General features: G+C 73.0%; 16 protein-coding genes. 11 read left to right on the forward strand and 5 right to left on the reverse strand.

Features of this window, described 5'->3' with window-relative positions; all coding sequences use genetic code 11:
* Positions 1-57: 57 nt before the first annotated feature.
* Complete coding sequence (locus tag AB0N17_RS37780; protein ID WP_366016184.1) at positions 58-2,094, reverse strand: hypothetical protein; 2,037 nt, start codon at positions 2,092-2,094, stop codon at positions 58-60.
* Between the two features lie 372 nt (positions 2,095-2,466).
* Between AB0N17_RS37780 and AB0N17_RS37785 the strand changes: the two genes are divergently transcribed.
* The 7 genes from AB0N17_RS37785 to AB0N17_RS37815 all read left to right on the forward strand — a co-directional run bounded on the left by AB0N17_RS37785 (position 2,467) and on the right by AB0N17_RS37815 (position 12,982).
* Positions 2,467-3,993: a leucyl aminopeptidase gene (locus tag AB0N17_RS37785; RefSeq protein ID WP_366016185.1), complete on the forward strand. Its 1,527-nt coding sequence runs from the start codon at positions 2,467-2,469 to the stop codon at positions 3,991-3,993.
* A 302-nt stretch (positions 3,994-4,295) separates the two neighbouring features.
* Positions 4,296-5,684, forward strand: coding sequence for a dihydrolipoyl dehydrogenase (lpdA, locus tag AB0N17_RS37790; RefSeq protein WP_366016186.1), 1,389 nt, complete (start codon positions 4,296-4,298; stop codon positions 5,682-5,684).
* 62 nt (positions 5,685-5,746) lie between these two features.
* Positions 5,747-7,552, forward strand: coding sequence for a 2-oxoglutarate dehydrogenase, E2 component, dihydrolipoamide succinyltransferase (gene sucB, locus AB0N17_RS37795; RefSeq protein WP_366016187.1), 1,806 nt, complete (start codon positions 5,747-5,749; stop codon positions 7,550-7,552).
* A gap of 184 nt (positions 7,553-7,736) precedes the next feature.
* The gene (locus tag AB0N17_RS37800; RefSeq protein ID WP_366016188.1) at positions 7,737-8,360 is read left to right on the forward strand and encodes a GntR family transcriptional regulator; all 624 of its coding nucleotides are present in this window, start codon (positions 7,737-7,739) and stop codon (positions 8,358-8,360) included.
* A 260-nt stretch (positions 8,361-8,620) separates the two neighbouring features.
* Positions 8,621-11,323 carry a pyruvate dehydrogenase (acetyl-transferring), homodimeric type gene (gene aceE, locus AB0N17_RS37805; RefSeq protein WP_366016189.1) on the forward strand — a complete coding sequence of 901 codons (2,703 nt, stop codon included), beginning with the start codon at positions 8,621-8,623 and terminating at the stop codon, positions 11,321-11,323.
* A gap of 87 nt (positions 11,324-11,410) precedes the next feature.
* Positions 11,411-12,397 carry a WYL domain-containing protein gene (locus tag AB0N17_RS37810; RefSeq protein WP_366016190.1) on the forward strand — a complete coding sequence of 329 codons (987 nt, stop codon included), beginning with the start codon at positions 11,411-11,413 and terminating at the stop codon, positions 12,395-12,397.
* Positions 12,398-12,463: 66 nt separating this feature from the next.
* Positions 12,464-12,982, forward strand: coding sequence for a DUF4240 domain-containing protein (locus tag AB0N17_RS37815; protein WP_366016191.1), 519 nt, complete (start codon positions 12,464-12,466; stop codon positions 12,980-12,982).
* Positions 12,983-12,999: 17 nt separating this feature from the next.
* Here AB0N17_RS37815 and AB0N17_RS37820 read toward each other — a convergent pair whose 3' ends face one another.
* Together AB0N17_RS37820 and AB0N17_RS37825 are read right to left on the reverse strand one after the other, a co-directional pair.
* Entirely contained in the window at positions 13,000-13,227 is a 228-nt protein-coding gene (locus AB0N17_RS37820) for a hypothetical protein (protein WP_366016192.1), read from the reverse strand.
* A 72-nt stretch (positions 13,228-13,299) separates the two neighbouring features.
* Positions 13,300-14,118: a peptidoglycan recognition protein gene (locus AB0N17_RS37825; RefSeq protein ID WP_366016193.1), complete on the reverse strand. Its 819-nt coding sequence runs from the start codon at positions 14,116-14,118 to the stop codon at positions 13,300-13,302.
* Positions 14,119-14,316: 198 nt separating this feature from the next.
* Between AB0N17_RS37825 and AB0N17_RS37830 the strand changes: the two genes are divergently transcribed.
* On the forward strand, positions 14,317-15,501 hold the full coding sequence (locus tag AB0N17_RS37830) for a MarP family serine protease (protein ID WP_366016194.1): 1,185 nt from the start codon (positions 14,317-14,319) through the stop codon (positions 15,499-15,501).
* Between the two features lie 57 nt (positions 15,502-15,558).
* On the opposite strand, the gene AB0N17_RS37835 is transcribed toward AB0N17_RS37830, so the two are convergent.
* The gene (locus tag AB0N17_RS37835) at positions 15,559-16,047 is read right to left on the reverse strand and encodes a GNAT family N-acetyltransferase (protein ID WP_366016195.1); all 489 of its coding nucleotides are present in this window, start codon (positions 16,045-16,047) and stop codon (positions 15,559-15,561) included.
* Positions 16,048-16,120: 73 nt separating this feature from the next.
* On the opposite strand from AB0N17_RS37835, the gene AB0N17_RS37840 reads away from it, so the two are divergent.
* Both AB0N17_RS37840 and AB0N17_RS37845 read left to right on the forward strand, forming a co-directional pair.
* Positions 16,121-17,014 (forward strand): TIGR01777 family oxidoreductase, encoded by an 894-nt coding sequence (locus AB0N17_RS37840; protein WP_366016196.1) that lies wholly within the window; start codon positions 16,121-16,123, stop codon positions 17,012-17,014.
* Positions 17,015-17,215: 201 nt separating this feature from the next.
* Positions 17,216-18,580: an NAD(P)/FAD-dependent oxidoreductase gene (locus tag AB0N17_RS37845; RefSeq protein WP_366016197.1), complete on the forward strand. Its 1,365-nt coding sequence runs from the start codon at positions 17,216-17,218 to the stop codon at positions 18,578-18,580.
* Between the two features lie 14 nt (positions 18,581-18,594).
* On the opposite strand, the gene AB0N17_RS37850 is transcribed toward AB0N17_RS37845, so the two are convergent.
* Positions 18,595-20,046 carry a regulator gene (locus tag AB0N17_RS37850; RefSeq protein WP_366016198.1) on the reverse strand — a complete coding sequence of 484 codons (1,452 nt, stop codon included), beginning with the start codon at positions 20,044-20,046 and terminating at the stop codon, positions 18,595-18,597.
* 232 nt (positions 20,047-20,278) lie between these two features.
* On the opposite strand from AB0N17_RS37850, the gene lipB reads away from it, so the two are divergent.
* The gene (gene lipB / locus AB0N17_RS37855) at positions 20,279-21,076 is read left to right on the forward strand and encodes a lipoyl(octanoyl) transferase LipB (RefSeq protein WP_366016199.1); all 798 of its coding nucleotides are present in this window, start codon (positions 20,279-20,281) and stop codon (positions 21,074-21,076) included.
* Positions 21,077-21,176: the final 100 nt, after the last annotated feature.

The raw sequence follows: 21,176 nt of genomic DNA on the forward strand, positions 1-21,176 counted from the left end.
GCTGCGGGCCCGTTGTGGTCTCTCGCGCAGTTCCCCGCGCCCCTGGGGGCGCTGCCCTTACGGCAGCTTCAAAGTGACGGCCGCCTGCAGGGTTCCTGGTGCGGCCCAGGCCGAGCGCCTGCTCGCGTAGGCCGTGCCGAAGGTCGTCGTGCCGAGGAGGAGTTGCTGTTTCGTGCCCTCCGGGGCCGTCACCGGGATCTGGGTGCCGGACGGGGCCGTGACGGTGACCGTGGTGCCGATGCGGTAGGCGGTGACCTTGCCGGCGTCCAGGGCGGTCTGCCACTTCGCCCGGTTGCGCAGCTCGGCGCCGATGGCGCTCTCGCGCAGGTTCACGATCGGCGTGTTGTCCGCGAACATCGCCTGGTAGTCGGCGAGGACGCGGTCCAGGACCGGGTAGAGGATGCGGTCCTCGGCCAGGTTGGACTGGTGGGCGTAGTGCGGACGCGGGTCGTTGCTCAGCACGTGCCCGAGGTCGGTGTGGGCCTCGGCCGGCACGATGTGGTCGGTGTAGCCGGTGGCCGTGTCCAGCGGCTGGGACAGGCAGGTGGAGGTCGGGTTGTTCTCGCACAGCCCGCTGCCGCCGTCGGCCCTGGAGGTGTAGATCCAGTTGTACTCGTCGGCCATCTCGGCCTTGCTGCCGACGTTGTAGTACACGTTCATCGGGTAGCGCGGCACGGTGAGCGTGCTGCCCCCGGACACGGTCCGCTGCTCGGACTCGCGGGAGTTGTCCGAGGCGGTCCACTGCACGCCGTTGTCCGCGAGGGCGGGCGCGAGGTCGGGGTTGTCCTGCGGCTGCTGCGGCAGGGTCTTCAGCCCGGAGTGCTCGCCCGTGACCAGCTCGCCGCGGTCCACGGAGAGGCCGTGCCGGACCGCCCAGGTGTAGTTCTCGGAGATCTCGGACGAGATGTCGGACCGGCTCACCCACCGCGTCGAGCCGTCGGCGTTCTTGGCGCAGCTCCACGGCACGGTGGAGGTGTCCTGCACACAGCCGAGGAACAGGTGCGTGTAGGTGTGGTTCACCCAGCGGTACCTGGCCTTGTCCGCGAGCAGCTGGTCGGTCAGCGCGTCCGTGCCGCCGTTCTCGCTCTTCCACTCCTCGCCGGCGCCCGCGTTGAACACCATGTCGAGGGTGAAGCCGTGGCTCTGCTCCCAGGAGGCCGCGTACTGGGCGTCGGCCGCGGTCATCCGGATCGGCGCGGTGGTGTCGGTGGTGCCGTCGCCGCAGTCGATGTCGCCGGGGGTGCAGTTGCGCCCGGTGTCCCAGCGGGCGTCCGGCGCGAAGACGTCGTCCACGTGGACGGCGTAGTAGTTGCGGGCCTGCCCGAGGTGGACCCCCTGGGTCAGCCAGTCGACCATGCCGGGGGCGAGCACCCGGAACTGCTGCTGGTACTGGTTGTAGGCGAAGGTCACCACCAGCTCGCGGCGGCCGTCGTGCGCGTACTCGCCGAGCAGGCTGCCGCTGCCGGTGCCGCCGGGCACGGGGGTGTCGACATAGCTGGTGAAGCCGGTGCGGGGCTGCGCGACGAAGCCGTAACTCTCGTCCACCGAGGTCGAGTTGTCCTCGAAGGAGAAGGAGCCGCGCAGATAGCCGAAGGGGCCCGCCCTGCCGGCCGTGGTGACGGTGGCGGTGCGCCCGTCGAGCGGCCCGGCGTAGCCGTTCGCGTCCGTGTAGTCGAGGCCGACCTCGGGGTGGGCCCAGGTGTAGGCGTCGAGCTGCGGGATGCCGTACGTCCTCTCGTACGACTCCAGGGCCGTCTGCTCGGCCGAGCCCGCGCCGAACGGGGCCTCGTTCGGCAGGACCACGCCCTGGAACTTCGCCCGGGGCCGGCCGCCGACCGTGTCGCTCAGGAAGGCGGCGGTGACGGTCGGCCGCGCCGAGTCGTCCAGGTCGATCCGGGTGTACGGGATGCCCTCGCTCTTCAGCTGGGCGGTGACGGCGCCGACCGGGCCGGCGCCGTCGTCGACCACCAGGACCCTGAGGTCGATGCGTGGATCGGTGGCGGCCGCGCCCGGCGCGGCGAGGCCGAGCGTGAGCATGCCCGCGGCGGTCGCGGTGACGCCGGCCGTTCTCCAGCGGTGCGCACGGTGAGTCATGAACAGGTTCCTCCCCCCAGAGGACCCTCCGCGCGGCCCCCGAGGGTCTCGAGGCCCCTCCACGGCGGCCCCGGAGGGTCGGCTGACAACACGCGCGCCGGCGGGCGAAGGGCCCGCCGGAACGCGACGACTATGGCTGGTTCCCCGGTGCGTGGGGGGCAGAAGTGGCCACGACGCCACGCACAGGTGAACACCCGAAGGAATGAGCGAACCCGCTCACGCGCGTAGTCTCGTCCCGGGTGTTCGCCGACACAGTGAAGGCCCCGGTTGCCGCCTGCCTCCAGGCATGGATCTAGGGTCGGCTCTCGGGCCCGGTCGACCCACCCCACATCGGCCACAGCAACTTCACATCGGAAGCGAGATTTCACCACCGTGACTGCTCTGACTCTCAGCACCGCCGCGACGCCCGGCCTGCGGGCCGACGCGATCGTGATCGGTGTCGCCAAGGGCGCCAAGGGCCCCGTCGTCGCGCCGGGCGCCGAGGCCGTCGACAAGGCGTACGACGGCAGGCTCGCCGGCGTCCTGGAGACCCTCGGCGCCTCGGGTGCCGAGGGCGAGCTGACGAAGCTGCCCTCCCCGGCCGGCTTCAAGGCACCGCTCGTGGTGGCGGTGGGCCTGGGCGCGGAGCCCGAGAAGGACGCCGGCTTCGACGCCGAGCCGCTGCGCCGGGCCGCCGGCGTGGCCGCGCGGGCGCTCGCCGGCTCCCGGAAGGCCGCGTTCGCGCTCCCCGTCGACAGCCCCGGCGCCGTCGAGGCGATCGCCGAGGGCGTGCTGCTCGGCGCGTACTCCTTCGACACCTACAAGGAGAACGCCAGGGACGCCAAGGCCAAGAACGGCAAGGCGCCGCTGGCCGAGGCCGCGCTGCTCGGCGGCAAGCCGCGTGACGCCGCCCACAAGGGTGCCGTCGCCCGGGCCGTCGCGGTCTGCGAGGAGCTGAACCGCGCCCGTGACCTGATCAACACCCCGCCGAACGACCTCACACCCGCGATCTTCGCCGGCATCGCGCAGGCCGCGGCCAAGGAGCACGGCATCAAGGTGCAGGTGCTCGACGACAAGGCCCTGGTCAAGGGCGGCTACGGCGGCATCCTCGGCGTCGGCGGCGGCTCGGCCGCGACCCCGCGCCTGGTGAAGCTGTCGTACACGCACCCCAAGGCCGGCAAGCACCTCGCCTTCGTCGGCAAGGGCATCACCTACGACTCGGGCGGCATCTCGCTGAAGCCGGCCGGGCACAACGAGACGATGAAGTGCGACATGAGCGGTGCCGCCGCCGTGTTCGCCGCGGTCGTCGCCGCCGCGCGGCTCGGCCTCGAGGTCAACGTCACCGGCTGGCTGGCGCTGGCCGAGAACATGCCGTCCGGCTCGGCCGTGCGCCCGGGCGACGTGCTGCGCATGTTCAGCGGCAAGTCGGTGGAGGTGCTCAACACCGACGCCGAGGGCCGCCTCGTCCTGGCCGACGCGCTGTGGGCGGCCTCGCTGGAGAAGCCGGACGCGATCGTGGACGTGGCCACGCTGACCGGCGCGATGATGCTGGCGCTGGGCAGCCGGACGTTCGGTGTCATGGCCAACGACGACGCGTTCCGCTCCGCGGTGCACGAGGCCGCGGAGGAGGTGGGCGAGCCGGCGTGGCCGATGCCGCTGCCGGAGCACCTGCGCAAGGGCATGGAGTCCCAGGTCGCCGACATCGCGAACATGGGCGAGCGGATGGGCGGCGGCCTGGTCGCCGGTCTCTTCCTGCGCGAGTTCGTGGGCGAGGGCGTCACGTGGGCGCACCTGGACATCGCCGGGCCGGCGTTCAACGAGGGCGGCCCGTTCGGCTACACGCCCAAGGGCGGCACGGGTTCGGCGGTGCGGACGCTGGTCCGTCTCGCCGAGCTGACCGCCGCGGGTGACCTGGGCTGAGTCGCCCGAGAGCACGGTTCGCTCCGTAGTGCCGCTCCGCCGCGTGGGGGCTGTTCGCGCCCGCGCGGCGGAGCCGCGTGCGGGCACGGCCCCGCGCCGCTCCCTCCCCCGCGCCTTCGTTTCGGCTGTACGTGGGGTGTCTCACACTCCAGCCCGGCGTCTCGTCCGCCTCGAACAAGTGCAAAGATGGAGCCCGGCAGGACAGGGCCCCCACCGAAGGGCCGAAGATCAAGCGGCCGGACACCAGCCGCCCGCCGGTCACAGGAGATCGGCGTAAGGCGCACATGCATGGAGGACGTGACGTGGCGAACGACGCCAGCACCGTTTTCGACCTAGTGATCCTCGGCGGTGGTAGCGGTGGTTACGCCGCGGCCCTGCGCGGGGCGCAGCTGGGCCTGGACGTCGCCCTGATCGAGAAGGACAAGGTCGGCGGCACCTGCCTGCACCGGGGTTGCATCCCCACCAAGGCCCTGCTCCACGCGGGCGAGATCGCCGACCAGGCCCGCGAGAGCGAGCAGTTCGGCGTCAAGGCCACCTTCGAGGGCATCGACGTCCCGGCCGTGCACAAGTACAAGGACGGCGTCATCGCCGGCCTGTACAAGGGCCTGCAGGGTCTGATCGCCTCCCGCAAGGTGACCTACATCGAGGGTGAGGGCCGCCTGTCCTCCCCGACCTCCGTCGACGTCAACGGCCGGCGCATCCAGGGCCGCCACGTCCTGCTGGCGACCGGCTCCGTGCCGAAGTCGCTGCCGGGCCTGGAGATCGACGGCAACCGCATCATCTCCTCCGACCACGCCCTCGTCCTGGACCGCGTGCCCGAGTCCGCGATCATCCTGGGCGGCGGTGTCATCGGCGTCGAGTTCGCCTCGGCGTGGAAGTCCTTCGGTTCGGACGTCACGGTCATCGAGGGCCTGAAGCACCTCGTCCCGGTCGAGGACGAGAACAGCTCGAAGCTGCTCGAGCGCGCGTTCCGCAAGCGCGGCATCAAGTTCAGCCTCGGCACCTTCTTCCAGAAGGCCGAGTACACGCAGAACGGCGTGAAGGTCACCCTGGCCGACGGCAAGGAGTTCGAGGCCGAGGTCCTCCTCGTCGCCGTCGGCCGCGGCCCGGTCTCGCAGGGCCTGGGCTACGAGGAGGCCGGGGTCGCCATGGACCGCGGTTACGTCCTCGTCGACGAGTACATGCGGACCAACGTCCCGACCATCTCCGCCGTCGGTGACCTGGTCCCGACGCTCCAGCTCGCGCACGTCGGCTTCGCCGAGGGCATCCTGGTGGCGGAGCGTCTGGCCGGTCTGAAGACCGTCCCGATCGACTACGACGGTGTCCCGCGGGTGACGTACTGCCACCCGGAGGTCGCCTCCGTCGGCATCACCGAGGCCAAGGCCAAGGAGATCTACGGCGCGGACAAGGTCGTCGCTCTGAAGTACAACCTGGCGGGCAACGGAAAGAGCAAGATCCTCAACACCTCGGGCGAGATCAAGCTCGTCCAGGTGAAGGACGGTGCCGTGGTCGGCGTGCACATGGTCGGCGACCGCATGGGTGAGCAGGTCGGCGAGGCCCAGCTGATCTACAACTGGGAGGCGCTGCCGGCCGAGGTCGCCCAGCTCATCCACGCCCACCCGACGCAGAACGAGGCGATGGGCGAGGCGCACCTGGCGCTCGCCGGCAAGCCGCTGCACTCCCACGACTGAGCCTTCGGTCAACGGGCGCGACGACACAGACTTTCCGCAACTCGTAAGGAGCAACCGAAACCATGGCGGTTTCCGTAACCCTTCCGGCGCTCGGTGAGAGCGTCACCGAGGGCACTGTCACCCGCTGGCTGAAGGCCGAGGGCGAGCGCGTCGAGGCCGACGAGCCGCTGCTCGAGGTCTCGACCGACAAGGTCGACACCGAGATCCCCTCCCCCGCCGCCGGCGTGCTGGCGTCCATCAAGGTCGCCGAGGACGAGACGGTCGAGGTCGGCGCCGAACTCGCCGTCATCGACGACGGCACGGGCGCCCCCGCGGCAGCCCCGGCCCCCGCCGCCGAGGCGGCTCCGGCCCCGGCCGCCGAGCCCGCCCCGGCCGCCCCCTCCACCGAGCAGGCCGCTCCCGCCCCGGCGCCGACCGCCGAGGCCGCTGCCGGCGCCGGCTCCGCCGAGGGCACGGACGTGGTCCTGCCCGCGCTCGGTGAGTCCGTCACCGAGGGCACCGTCACCCGCTGGCTGAAGTCGGTCGGTGACTCCGTCGAGGCCGACGAGCCGCTGCTCGAGGTCTCCACGGACAAGGTCGACACCGAGATCCCGGCGCCCGCCTCCGGCGTGCTGCTCGAGATCGTGGTGAACGAGGACGAGACCGCCGAGGTCGGCGCCAAGCTCGCCGTCATCGGTGCCCCGGGTGCCGCCCCGGCCGCCGCCGCTCCGGCCGCGCCCGCCGCCCCGGCCCCGGCTCCGGCTCCGGCCGCCCCCGCGGCTCCGGCCGCGCCCGCCGCCCCGGCTCCGGCCCCCGCCGCTCCGGCCGCGCCCGCCGCTGCCGCCCCGGCCCCGGCCCAGCCCGCGGCTCCGGCGCCCGCCCCGGCTCCGGCTCCGGCTCCGGCCCCGGTCACCCCGGCTGCCGCGCCCACCGCGCCGACCGCCACCCAGGCGACCGACGAGGGCGCGTACGTCACCCCGCTGGTGCGCAAGCTCGCCGCCGAGAACGGTGTCGACCTGGCCGCCGTCAAGGGCACCGGCGTCGGCGGCCGCATCCGCAAGCAGGACGTCATCGCCGCCGCCGAGGCCGCGAAGGCCGCCGCCGCCGCCCCGGCTCCGGCCGCCGCCGCGCCCGCCGCGAAGAAGGCCCCCACCCTGGAGGCCTCCCCGCTGCGCGGCCAGACCGTCAAGATGCCCCGCATCCGCAAGGTCATCGGCGACAACATGGTCAAGGCGCTGCACGAGCAGGCGCAGCTGTCGTCGGTCGTCGAGGTCGACGTCACCCGCCTGATGCGCCTGCGCGCCCAGGCCAAGGACTCCTTCGCCGCGCGCGAGGGCGTCAAGCTCTCCCCGATGCCGTTCTTCGTGAAGGCGGCGGCCCAGGCGCTGAAGGCCCACCCGGTCGTCAACGCCAAGATCAACGAGGCCGAGGGCACGATCACCTACTTCGACTCCGAGAACATCGGTATCGCGGTGGACTCCGAGAAGGGCCTGATGACCCCGGTCATCAAGCGTGCGGGCGACCTCAACATCGCCGGCATCGCGAAGGCCACGGCGGAGCTGGCCGGCAAGGTCCGCGCCAACAAGATCACCCCGGACGAGCTGTCCGGCGCGACCTTCACCATCTCCAACACCGGTTCGCGTGGCGCGCTGTTCGACACGATCATCGTGCCGCCGGGCCAGGTCGCGATCCTCGGCATCGGTGCCACGGTCAAGCGTCCGGCCGTCATCGAGACCGCGGAGGGCACGGTCATCGGCGTCCGCGACATGACCTACCTGACCCTCTCCTACGACCACCGTCTGGTGGACGGCGCCGACGCGGCCCGTTACCTGACGGCGGTCAAGCAGATCCTGGAGGCGGGCGAGTTCGAGGTCGAGCTCGGCCTGTAGCCCCCGGCTGCTGTGCCTGTACGAAACGCCCCGTCCGGAGCTTCTCCGGACGGGGCGTTTCGTGTTTGTCGGCACACGGTGCGTGTAAGGCTCGTCTCACCTGCGCAAAAGCACCCCCACGCGCCCCACCCCCGGAGCGAACCCGCCGTATTGTCTAAACGTCAGCCCTCCCTAAGGAGCCCCCATGACCGCGCCCGTCGTCCACTCGCTGCGCGAGCAGATCCGCGAGCACATCGTGGAAGGAATCGTGAGCGGGCGCTGGCAGCCGGGTGAGCGCATCGTCGAGCGGCGGATCGCCACCGAGCTGGAGGTCAGCCAGACCCCCGTGCGCGAGGCCCTGCGTGAGCTGGAGTCGCTGCGCCTGATCGAGTCGGCTCCCAACAAGGGCGTCCGGGTGCGCAATCTGACGGCGGCGGACCTGGAGGAGAGCTACCCGGTCCGGGCCGGTCTGGAGGCCATCGCGGCGGAGCTCGCGGCGGAGCGCCTCGCGGTGGACTGCTCGGCCCTGGAGCCGCATGTGACGGCGCTCTACGACGCCGACCGGCAGGCCGACGGCACCGCCCAGGTCCGCCACACGGTCGGCTTCCACCGGGAACTGGTCCGCGCCGCGGACAACTCGGTGCTGCTGCACACCTGGGAGGGCCTGGGCATCGAGGTGTTCACGGCGCTGTCCATCCGCTGGCTGGGCACGGTGCAGCAGTCGTACGCCGAGGAGCACGAGGAGCTGGTGCAGGCGTTCAAGCGCCGGGATCCGCGGATCGCGGAGCTGGTGAAGGCGCACGTCCTGGGGTGCGCCCCGCGCCCCTGACCGCACCCGAGCATCCCCCCGCTCACCTGCGAAAACTACCCGTTTCGGCGTCACCCGGTGCCATGACCGAAGGCACCCGGTGCCTACTTTCTTCAAATCAAGAGGTTTTCGCCCTCAACCCTTTGATCGATCATCGATCAGGGAGTTACAGTCGCCGACGGACCTCCACCGAGGTCCTCTGCCCTGTCCTGCCAAAGACCTAGGGCAACCCCGAACCCTTACCTGTGAGGGAACCCCCTTCGACTGAGGAAGGCGGCGACATGACCGACCCCAACGCCATCCAGCCGAGCGCGCTCGACCAGCTCCCGGACCGCGACCCGGAGGAGACCGCCGAATGGCAGGCCTCCCTCGACGCCGTCGCCAGGGAGGCCGGGCCGCACCGCGCCGCGTACCTGATGCGGCGCACGCTGGAGCGCGCCGAGGCGGGCGGCATCGCGCTGCCGAAGCTCCTCGAGACGGACTACGTCAACACCATCCCCACCTCCGCGGAGCCGGGCCTGCCCGGTGACCCGGAGATGGAGGCCCGGATCACCGCGTGGAACCGCTGGAACGCGGCCGCGATGGTGACCCGTGGCGCCAAGCACGGCGTCGGCGGCCACATCGCCACCTTCGCCTCCGCCGCCTGGCTGTACGAGACCGGCTTCAACCACTTCTTCAAGGGCAAGGAGGGGGACGGCTCCGGCGACCAGCTCTACATCCAGGGCCACGCCTCCCCCGGTATCTACGCCCGCGCCTTCCTCGACGGCCGTCTGAACGAGGCGCACCTGGACAACTTCCGCCAGGAGGCCGGCGGCAACGGCCTGCCGTCGTACCCGCACCCGCGCCGACTGCCCTGGCTGTGGGAGTTCCCGACCGTCTCGATGGGTCTCGGCCCGCTGTCGGCGATCTACCAGGCGCGCTTCAACCGCTACCTCACCAACCGCGCCATCAAGGACGTCTCGGCGTCCCACGTGTGGGCGTTCCTGGGCGACGGCGAGATGGACGAGCCGGAGTCGACGGCGGCCCTCGCGCTCGCCGCCCGTGAGGAGCTGGACAACCTCACCTTCGTCATCAACTGCAACCTGCAGCGCCTCGACGGCCCGGTCCGCGCCAACTTCAAGATCGTGCAGGAGCTGGAGGCCCAGTTCCGCGGCGCCGGCTGGAACGTGATCAAGACGCTGTGGGGCACGGCCTGGGACGAGCTGTTCCAGCTCGACACCACCGGCGCGCTGGTACGCCGCCTGCGCGAGGTACCCGACGCGCAGATCCAGACGTACCAGACCCGCGACGCCGCCTACATCCGCGCCGACTTCTTCGGCAAGGACCCGGCGCTCGCCGAGATGGCGAAGCTGCTGAGCGACGACAAGATCCTCGAGTGCTTCCACCTCTCGCGCGGCGGTCACGAGGCCCGCAAGGTCTACGCCGCGTACAAGGCCGCCGTCGAGCACAAGGGCGCGCCGACCGTGATCCTGGCCCAGACGGTCAAGGGCCACACCCTCGGCGAGGGCTTCGCGTCGAAGAACGCCAACCACCAGATGAAGAAGCTGTCGGTGGACGAGTTCAAGACGATGCGGGACCTGCTGGAGCTGCCCATCAAGGACAGCGACTTCACCGACGGCGTGGTGCCCTACGGCCACCCGGGCGCCGACTCCCCCGAGGTCCGCTACCTCCAGGAGCGCCGCGCGGCCCTCGGCGGCCCGGCCCCGGCCCGCCGCACCCACGCGCCGGCCCCGCTGCCCGCCCCCGCCGAGAAGGCGTTCGCCTCCTTCGACAAGGGCTCCGGTGCGCAGAGCGTGGCCACCACGATGGCCTTCGTCCGCCTGGTCAAGGACCTGGTCCGCGACAAGGAGACGGGCAAGCGCTGGGTGCCGATCGTCCCCGACGAGGCGCGCACCTTCGGTATGGAGTCGCTGTTCCCGTCGCTCGGGATCTACTCCCCGAAGGGCCAGACGTACGAGCCGGTCGACCGCGACCAGCTGATGTACTACAAGGAGGCCAAGAACGGCCAGATCCTCAACGAGGGGATCACCGAGGCCGGTTCGATGGCCGACTTCATCGCCGCGTCCAGCGCGTACGCGACGCACGGCGAGGCGATGATCCCGTTCTACATCTTCTACTCGATGTTCGGCTGGCAGCGCACCGCCGACCAGATGTGGCAGCTCGGCGACCAGCTCGGCCGTGGCTTCCTCGTCGGCGCGACCGCCGGCCGTACGACCCTGACGGGCGAGGGCCTGCAGCACGCCGACGGCCACTCCCCGGTCATCGCCGCCACCAACCCGGCCGCGCTGACGTACGACCCCGCGTTCGCCTACGAGATCGCGGTGATCGTGAAGGACGGTCTGCGCCGGATGTACGGCGAGGCCAAGCCGGGCGAGGACCAGAACGTCTTCTACTACCTGACGGTCTACAACGAGCCGATGCCGCAGCCCGCCAAGCCGGCCGGCCTCGGCATCGACGAGGGCATCGTCAAGGGCCTGTACCGCTTCAACACGGCGGAGTCCGCGGGCGTGACCGCCCCGGCCAACGCCCCGCGCATCCAGCTGCTCGGCTCCGGTACGGCGATCCACTGGACCCTTGAGGCCCAGAAGCTGCTCGCCGAGGAGTGGGGCGTGGCCGCCGACGTGTGGTCCGCGACCTCCTGGTCCGAGCTGCGCCGCGACGCGCTGGAGGCGGACGCCGCCCTGCTGCGCGGCGAGGAGCGGGTGCCGTTCGTCCGCCAGGCGCTGCAGGGCGCCGAGGGCCCGGTGCTGGCCGTCTCCGACTACATGCGCCAGGTGCCGGACCAGATCGCGCAGTGGGTGGAGCAGGACTGGTCCTCGCTGGGCGCCGACGGCTTCGGCCTGTCGGACACCCGTGAGGCCGCCCGCCGCCACTTCGGCGTCGACGCCGAGTCGATCGTCGTCGCGGCCCTGGCCCAGCTCGCCCGCCGCGGCGAGGTGAAGGCCACGGCCGTGAAGGAGGCCCGGGAGAAGTACGGGCTGTAGTCATCCCTGGGGTGACCGAGTTCCTGTGAAGGGGTACGGCTGCGGCCGTACCCCTTCCTTGTCAGTGGCTCCCGGCATCATGGGCGCATGCGTGCCGCCCGCCTCATCAAGATGGTGCTCCTTCTGCAGTCCCGGCCGTCCATGACCGCCGGTGAGCTCGCGCGGGAGCTGGAGGTGTCGGAGCGGACCGTGACGCGGGACGCGCAGGCGCTGTCGGAGGCGGGGGTGCCGGTGTACGCCGACCGGGGGCGGGCCGGCGGGTACCGGCTGGTCGGCGGGTACCGGACGCGGCTGACGGGGCTGGCCCGGAACGAGGCCGAGGCGCTGTTCCTGAGCGGGGTGCCGGGGGCGCTGAGGGAGATGGGGCTCGAGGACGCCGCCTCGGCCGCCCGGCTGAAGGTGGCGGCCGCGCTGCTGCCCTCCCTGCGGGACGCCCCGGACAGCGCGGCCGGGCGCTTCCATCTGGACGCGCCCGCCTGGTTCCGGGAGCCGGAGACACCACCGCTGCTGCCGGCGGTGGCCGAGGCGGTGTGGGACGACCGGCGCGTCCGGGTCCGCTACCGGCGCGCGGACGGCGAGGTGGAGCGGACGCTGGAGCCGTACGGGCTCGTGCTGAAGGCCGGGGTCTGGTACCTGTGCGCCCGGGTGGCGGCCGACGGCTCGTTCCGGACGTACCGGATCGACCGGTTCGAGGCGGTGGACGCCCTGGACGAGCACTTCGACCGTGATCCCGGCTTCGATCTCCCCGGCCACTGGGCCGGGCAGGCCGAGCGGTTCGCCCGCTCGCTCCTGCGGGCCGAGGCCGTCGTACGGCTGTCCCCGCAGGGCGTGCGCAGGCTGCCGTACGCCGTCGATCCGCTCGCCGCGCGGGAGGCGCTGGCCGGCGCGCCGGAACCGGACGGCGAGGGGTGGGTGACGGTGACCGTGCCGGTGGAGTCCGAGGAGGTCGCGCACGCCCAGCTGACCGCGCTGGGCCCCGAGGCGGAGGTGCTGGCACCGGCCGGGCTGCGGGAGCGGTTGGCGGGGGACGCGGCCCGGCTCGCCGCGCTGTACGGGCGCACGGACGCCGGATAACGATCCGCAGCACTCCGCCCCGCTCCACGTGCGCCCCACCGGTGAAAGCCCGATGCTGGAGCCGTGATGGACGAGACGGAGTTCTGGGAGCTGATCGACGCCAGCCGCGAAGCCGCCGAGGGCGACCCCGAGGAGCAGGCCGACCTGCTGGTGGAGCGGCTGCTGCGGATGGACCCCGAGCTGGTCCTGGACTTCGCCCGTCACTTCGAGGCCCGCTACAACCGCGCCTACCGCTGGGACCTGTGGGGCGCCGCCTGGGTGCTGCTGGACGGGGCGAGCGACGACGCGTTCGACTTCTTCCGGTGCTGGCTGATCGGCCAGGGCCGGGAGGTGTTCGAGGGCGCGCTGCACGATCCGGACGCGCTGGCCGGGCTGCTGGGCGACTTCGACGAGGAGGTCGACGGCGACGGCGAGGAGCTGGGGTACGCGGCGGACGAGGCCTACGAGCAGCTGACGGGTACGGTCGCCCCCGACCTGGGCATCGCACCGGCGCCCGCCGAGCCGGAGGGCAGGCCGGTCGACTTCGAGAACGAGCGGGCGCTCGCCGAACGGTATCCGCAGTTGTGGGACCGCTTCCGGGAGTAGCCGGCCCCGGGCCCCGGTCACCCGGCGGTGCGCCCGCGCCCGGGGCCGGCCGGCGGATACGCGCGGGTCGGCCCGGCCTTCACCGCGTGGTGCAGCGGGGCGGCGTTGGCCTGGTCGAGGGCGGACGCGGTGACCGCGGCCGGGCCGAGGACGACGGTCACGGCGGCGCAGACCACCGCCCAGGGGCCGCGTCCGGTCCGGGGCCGCCCGCTCCGCCGCGCGGCTGCCGTACGACTGCTGTGCATGGTCCCCACCTCCGGTCGGCTTGTGATGTGCCCGACCGTAGGGCGCGGGGCTCGGAGCGGGCTGCGTGCGGGTTATGGCCTGCCTGTGGACGCGGGCGGCGCGAACCGGCCCTGCAGCCGGGCGGCCTTCTGCCGGATCTCGGGGAGGAGGGCGGTGAGGGCCGCGCCGGGGCAGTCGGTCCGGAAGCCGTCGTCGTGGCCGGCCACCGCGGGCAGGGTGGCGGCGGTGCCGGCCTGGTAGCGGCTGAGGCTGTTGCTGGAGACCAGGCGTACGCGCTCGCGCGGATCGATGTCGGCCATGCCGAGTTTCCAGGCGACGAGGGCGGCGATCGCGTCGGTCATGGCCCGGGGCACGGGGACGCCGGCGGTGAAGGTGCCGAGGGCGGCGATGCCGGTGGTGCGGTGGTTGAAGCCCTGGGCGTGGGCGCCGGTGACGGGCCGGTCGACGCCTCCGGCACGGCCCTCGTAGATGGTGCCGCAGCGGTCGACGAGGAAGTTGTAGCCGATGTCGTCCCAGCGGCGGGCGCCGGTCTGGCCGGCGTACAGGTGCCGGATGAGGCGGGGCGCGTCGGCGCAGGCGTAGCCGCCCGGCGAGTCGGTGTGGTGCACGAAGACGGCGACCACCTTGTCGTCGTAGCGGGGCGGCGGCCGGCCGGGGCCGGGGGTGGGGCCCAGCCAGGCGGAGCGGGGCACGATGGGGGGCCGGGTGGCACGGTGGACGGCCACGGGCCGCGCCTCGGCGGAGTGGTGGAGGTGGGCCGAGACGGGGCGCTCGGCCCCGCGGGCCCACAGGGCGAGCGCGACGACGGCCGGCAGGCCGGGCAGACAGCCGAGCAGCACCAGCACGAGGCCGGGTGTCCGGGCTCCCGGCGTTCTTCGGACGACGCGCATGACCCCACTCTGGGGTCGCCGCATCCCGCCCGCGATGTGCGTTGTGCCACCTGGTGGAACCATCATCCTGGTCCGGGTCGTTTCTGGTGGTACACACGTACGTGGCCGGTTCGCCGCCCGGGTGGCCGCTCGCGTGTGGGTGACTGATCAAGGGGCCCGTCCCGTCCGTACTGAGGGGTCCGAGAGAAAGGCGGCTCCGTGGACCTGCTCGACCTGGTGCTCGTGCTGGTGATGCTCGGCTACGCGGCGTCCGGTTACCGGCGTGGGCTGGTGGCCGGCTGTGTCTCGCTGGCCGGGTTCGTCGGCGGCGCCGTCGTCGGCGTGTGGGCGCTGCCGTGGGTGACGGGCCTGGCGGCGCGGGGTACGCCCGCGGCGGCGGTCCTCGCGGTGCTGACGGTGCTGGTGCCCGGCGTGGTGGGACACGAGCTGGCGGGCCGGCTGGCGCTGCGGGTGCGCGGGGAGCTGGACCGGGGTCCGCTGCGGGTGGCGGACGGCGTCGGGGGCGCGGTGGCGAACTCGGTGGCGGTGCTGATCGTGGCCTGGGTGGCGGCGAGCGTGCTGGCCGCGGCGCCGGCGCAGACGCTGACCACGGCGATACGGAACTCGACGCTGCTGGGCGCGGTGCAGCGGGTGATGCCGGACACGACGCCCGCCTGGTTCTCGCGGGCCACGTCGGCGCTGACGGAGGCGGGTTTCCCGCAGGTCTTCAACCCGTTCGAGAACGAGTCGACGGCCCAGGTGCCCCGGCCCACCGGCGACAGCGTGACGCCCGCCGCGTCGCACGCCGCCAAGACGAGCACGGTGAAGATCGAGGGCAGCGCGGGCAGCGAGGGCCGGGAGGGCAGCGGCTTCGTGTACGCGGCGCGGCACGTGATGACCAACGCCCACGTGGTGGCGGGCATCGACCACCCGAGCGTACGGGTGGGCGGCGTCGGGCGGTCGTACGCGGCGCGGGTGGTGCTCTTCGACCCGGACCGGGACGTGGCGGTGCTGTACGTGCCGGCGCTGCGCGCTCCGGTGCTGCGCTTCGACACCGGTGCCGTGCGCGGGGACTCCGCGGTGGTGGCGGGCTATCCGCAGGACGGGAACCTGAATCTGCAGGCGGCGACGGTCGCGAGCCGGGTGGAGGCGACCGGCCAGAACATCTACAACGACCGCGCGGTCACCCGGCAGATCTACTCGATCCGCTCCACGGTCCGGCCGGGCAACTCCGGCGGCCCGCTGCTCACCTCCGACGGCCGGGTGTTCGGGGTGGTCTTCGCCCGCTCCACCTCGGACGCCGAGACGGGGTACGTGCTGACGGCGTCCGAGGTGGCGGCCGACGCACAGCACGCGGCCCTGTCCACCGCGCGGGTGGACACGGGCCATCTGGTCAGCTCCTAGGGGTCCCAGGGGTCACGGACCGCGACATCACCGACCGCGACATCACCGACCGCGACATCACAGACCGCGGCCCATGCACACGTCGTCGACGTAGCGGCCGTCGAGGAGGAACTCCCCGGGGAGCACCCCCTCGACGGCGAAGCCCTCGGAGGCGTAGAGCGTGCGGGCCGGGGTGTTGTGCCCGAGCACGCGCAGGGTGAGGCGGCGCGCCCCGCGCTCACGCGCCTCCCGTACGGCGGCCCGAATCAGCGCGCGCCCGATGCCCCGCCCGCGGGCCTCCTCCGCCACGGCGAAGCCCTGGATCTGCAGCACGTGCGCGTTCGCGGCGAGCGGGGTGGGGCGGGCGAGGCGGACGTAGCCGACGACGCGCCCGTCGAGCTCGGCGACCAGGTAGTCGCGCGGGGCATGGCGTTCGTCGAAGAACGGCTGGTACGGCGGCTGCGGCGCGGGCTGCACGGCGTGCAGTGTGGACCAGACGGCCCGGTCGAGGAGGGCCAGCTCCTCGTCGTCGTCGGCCAGGGCGATGCGTATGTACGGCTCGGGCATGGCGATCACCCTACGGCGGGCCGGAAACGCTTCTCACCGGGTTTTGCGCCCACCGGGGCGTCATGCTGGGCCCATGGAACGTTCACGCATCGCGGTGGCCGGCGCGTCCGGTCTCATCGGCAGCGCCCTGGTGCGGTCCCTGACCGCGGACGGGCACGAGGTCGTACGGCTGGTCCGCAGGGCGGCGGCAGGCCCGGGCGAGGTCTGCTGGGATCCCGAGGGACAGTACGTGGACGCGGCCGGGCTGATCGGCTGCGACGCGGTGGTCGATCTGGCCGGGGCGGGGATCGGCGACCGGCGGTGGACGCCGTCGTACAAGCGGCTGATCCGGGACAGCCGGGTGCTGGGCACGGCGGCGCTGGCGGAGTCGGTGGCCGCGCTGCCCGAGCCGCCGCGGGTGTTCGTCAGCGGCAGCGCGATCGGTATCTACGGCGACACCGGCGACCGGGCGGTGGACGAGGACGCCCCGCCGGGCGACGGTTTCCTGCCCTCGCTGTGCGTGGAGTGGGAGGAGGCGGCGGCGCCCGCTCAGGAGGCGGGCGTGCGGACGGTGTTCGTGCGCACGGGGCTGGTGGTGGCCCGGGGCGGCGGGGCCTGGGGCCGGCTGTTCCCGCTGTTCCGGGCGGGGCTCGGGGGGCGGCTGGGCGACGGGCGGCAGTACTGGTCGTACATCGCGCTGGCCGACGAGGTCGCGGCGATCCGGCATCTCATCGACGACGCCACCCTGTCGGGACCGTTCAATCTGACGGCCCCGCAGCCGCTGACGAACCGTGAGATCACGGCGGCGATGGCCCGTGTGCTGCATCGCCCGGCCCCCTTCGCGGTTCCGGCACAGGTGCTGCGGGCGGCGCTGGGCGAGCTGGCCGGTGACGTGCTGGGCAGCCAGCGGGTGCTCCCGAAACGGCTGTTGGCGTCGGGGTTCCGGTTCGCGTTCCCGGGCATCGAGGAGGCCATCCGGGCGGCCTGACGGACTCCAGCGGTGCCTGCGGCCTCCTGTGGCCCCCTGCGACCTCTTGTGACCGTATGCGACCTCCATGCGACCGTGCCCTGTCGATGCGCGACTGTTTGTGACCGATCACGGCCTTACCCTCGAGCCGAACTCGGGTATCGCTGGAGCCAGTTGGGGGCATGACGTCTCCACCGGCCGCGCAACCACAGGAGGGGCCCCGTGCTTGAGCCCGCGTACCAGGTGGACGTCGTCATCGTGGGAGCCGGAACCGCCGGCCTCTCGGCGGCTCACCGGCTGACCGGCGCAGGAATAACGACCGCGGTCCTGGAGGCCGCACCGTGCGTCGGCGGCCGCATGTCGACCGAGAAGATCGACGGCTTCCGACTCGACCGCATCGGACAGCTGCTGTCCACCGCCTACCCGGAACTCCGCCTCACCCCCGGCCTGGACTCCCTGGCGCTGCGCCCCTTCGCGCCGGGCGTCCTGCTGCACCGCGACGGCCGCAGGCACCGCGCGGGCGCGCCGGCGGCCGGGAGGAGCGCAAGGGGCGCACTCCATGTGGTGCGCGCCCTTGCGAGCGCCCCCCGGGGCGCGGCAGCCGGCCCCGCGCGGACCGGTGCGCCGGTGGGCGGCGCGGTCGACCAGGCCCGGCTGGGCGCCGCCCTGGGCCGGATCGCCGCGACCCCCGTCGACCGCATCCTGGCCCGCCCCGAGATGCCCGCGGGCCAAGCGCTGGCCCAGCGCGGAGTACCCGCGCGGACCATCGAGGGCTTCCTGCGGCCGCTGCTGGCCGCGCTGCTGTGCGACCCGGAGCTGAGCACGTCCAGCCGGTGCGCCGACCTGGCGCTGCGCGCCTTCGCGAGCGGCCGGCTGTGCGTGCCGGAGGGCGGTGCGGACATGCTGCCGGAGCTGCTGGCCCGGGCGCTGCCGCCGGGGACGGTGCACACCGGGGTGCGGGCGACGTCCGTGTCCACGACCGCGGTGACCACCGCCGAGCACGGGGTGATCCGCTGCCGGGCGGTGCTGCTGGCGACCGACGCGCGCGCCGCGGCGGAGCTGCTGCCGGGCCTGCGGGTGCCCGACTTCCACCCGGTGACCGTTCTCCACCACACCACCGACGACCCCACGGTGGCCTTCTCCACCGGCGCCTCGCTGCTGCTGGACGCCGACCGCGGCGGACCGGTGGCGCACACGGCGGTGCTCAGCAACGTCGACCCGAGCCGGGCGCCGGCCGGGCGGACGCTGATCGCCTCGACGGTGCTCGGCACCCCGCCCGAGGGCGTGGACACCGCCGTCCGCATCCACCTCTCGCGGCTCTACGGCACCTCGACGCGCCGCTGGGAGACGCTGGCCGTGCACCACACGCGGGAGGCGGTACCGGCGATGCGCCCGCCGCACGATCTGCGCCGCCCGGTACGGCTGCTGGCCGGCCTGTACGTGTGCGGCGACCACCGGGACACCAGCACGGTCCAGGGCGCCCTGCACTCGGCCCACCGGGCGGCGGCGGCGATCGTCGCCGACCTGGGCGCGGCGGGCTCGATGCACCGCGCGGATCCGGCGCCGGCACTGCCGAGGGCGGCGTAGGCGCCACCCCCCGGCTAGCCCAGCGCCGCCACCTTCTCCCGGTACCCCCGCACCGGCGCCGCGTCCTTGTACGGCTCCAGGCGCCGCTCGAAGTCCCTGACGTACTCGATCGCGCGGGCGCTGCGCATCTCCGCCGCCTGCCCCGCCGCCTCCGCGGCCAGCGTGCAGGCCTGGTCGAGTTCGCCGAGGCCCAAACGGGCCGTGGCGAGGACGACCCGGCAGAAGAGGCGGCTGCGGGCGTAGGAGGGCGCCCGGAGCTGGAGGGAGCGCTCGGCGTGCTGCGCGGCCGCCCGGAACTGCTGCAGATCCCGGTGGCAGTGCCCGAACTCGTCGGCGAGCTGGGCCTCGTCGAAGAACTTGGCCCAGTGCGGCACGTCGTCCCCGGGCCGGGCCGCCTCCAGGGCGCGCTCGGCCCGGACCAGCGCCGCGGTGCACGCCCGCACCTCGCCGAGCACGCCGTGCGCCCTCGCCTCGGCGGCGTGCAGCAGCGCCTGCACGACCGGCGGCGCGCCGGTGCCGACCCCCTGCTGGGCGACGCGGGCGAGCTGCACGGCCTCCCTGCCGTGCCCGAGGTAGACGGCCTGGCGGCTCATGGTGACCAGCACGAAGGAGCCGTAGGGCCGGTCCCCGGCCGCCTGGGTGAGCCGCAGGGCCTGCACGAAGTAGCGCTGGGCGAGACCGTGGGCGGCGATGTCGTACGACGTCCAGCCCGCGAGCCGGGTCAGGTCCGCCGCCGCGGCGAACAGGCGGCGGCCGGTCTGCTCGTCGTACGCGCCCCGGAGCATCGGCTCGCACTCGTGCTCCAGGTAGCGCACGAGGGCCTGCCGGGCGTGGCCGCCGCCGAACCGGTCGTCGAGGGTGCGGAACAGCTCGCCCACCGAGCGCAGCGCGGCGATGTCCCCGCCGGTGACCTTGTGGCCGAGGGCGCGCTCGGCCTGTCCGCGGATCCGCGGCGGCAGGAGGGACTTGACCGCGGCGGGGCGGACCTGCGCGGGCACCCGGGCCACCGGTTCGCGGGCGACCCGGTCGTCGGGCTTGCCGATCAGCCAGTCCCGGCTGGGCACGACGAGCCCCGCCGGGGTGAAGGCGATCTTGCGCAGCTCGGCGTGACTGCCGGAGTCCTTGCGCCACAGGCCGCTGACGATGTCGACGGCCTCCTCCGGGGTGGCCGCGAACTCCAGCCCGGCGTACACCGGGGCGCAGGCGTCCAGACCGAGGTCCTGGGCGGTGAGGCGGCGGCCGAGCCGGCGGGTGAAGACCTCGGCGATGAGGGCGGGGGTCGTCCCGCGCGGCTGCTGACCGCGCAGCCAGCGGGTGACGGAGGTCTTGTCGTATCTGAGGTCCAGCCCGTGCTCCAGACCGAGCTGGTCGACGCGACGAGCCAGACCCGCGTTGGAGAACCCCGCCTCTGCGATGAGCGCGGCGAGCTGGCGGTTGGGGGTGCGCTGCGCGGGTCGGTCCGTCATCTGCGGTGCGGTCTCCTGCCTTTCGGGCCTCTGAAGTGCCCGGATTGCCTTTGAGCAGCCCATATGGACTCACGAACGGCGTGAATGTAGCGGAGAGTGAGCATGCGATCACACCGTTCTCTCTGCATTCATCCGATCGTGTCAGAAACGCCCGCACGGCTGACGTACTCCGGGCGGACGTACAGTGGCGTGGGCGCGTTACGAGCCTGACATCGCGAGGGAGGCGCTTGCCGTGAGTGAGTTGCGGTTCGTCCGCATGGGTTTCGGTGCGGATGCCGTCGAGTACCAGCAGGCCTGGGACGAGCAGCGCCGGGTGCACGCGGCCCGGTTCGCCGACGAGGTCCCGGACACCGTGCTCCTCCTGGAGCACCCGCCGGTGTACACGGCCGGCCGGCGCACCGAGGACAGCGAGCGCCCGCTGGACGGCACCCCCGTCGTCGACGTGGACCGCGGCGGCAAGATCACCTGGCACGGCCCGGGCCAGCTGGTGGGTTACCCGATCCAGAAGCTCCCGCGCCCGGTGGACGTGGTCGCGCATCTGCGGCGCCTGGAGGACGCGATGATCCGGGTGTGCGCCGACTTCGGCATCGAGACCTCCCGGGTCGAGGGCCGCGCCGGGGTCTGGGTGCTCGGCGACCCGGTCGAGCGGCGCCCCGCGCTCGGAGGCCTCACCCTCGACTTCGACCCGCGCACCACCGATCCCGAGTTCGACCCCCGGCTCGACGGCCCCGAGTACGCGCCCTCGAACGCCGGCCAGCGCCGCGAGGACCGCAAGATCTGCGCCATGGGCATCCGCGTCGCCAAGGGCGTCACGATGCACGGCTTCGCCCTGAACGTGAATCCCGACACCTCGAACTTCGACAAGATCATCCCGTGCGGGATCCGCGACGCGGGCGTCACCTCCCTCTCCCACGAACTCGGCCGCGAGGTCACCATCGACGAGGTGCTGCCGATCGCCGAGAAGCACCTGGTGGACGTCCTCGGCCACGCGGACCTGAAGCCGCGGGAGATCGAGCGGGCGACCGCCTGACCCGCCCGGCTTCCGGGGAATGCGCCCTGCGACCATGGGGTTGGTCTCACCGGCAGGGCGCAATGAACACGGGCGTACCCTGGTGTGCGCCGAGGAATCA

It is taken from the genome of Streptomyces sp. NPDC051133, from assembly GCF_040682635.1.
In the GTDB taxonomy this organism is placed as follows: Bacteria; Actinomycetota; Actinomycetes; order Streptomycetales; family Streptomycetaceae; genus Streptomyces.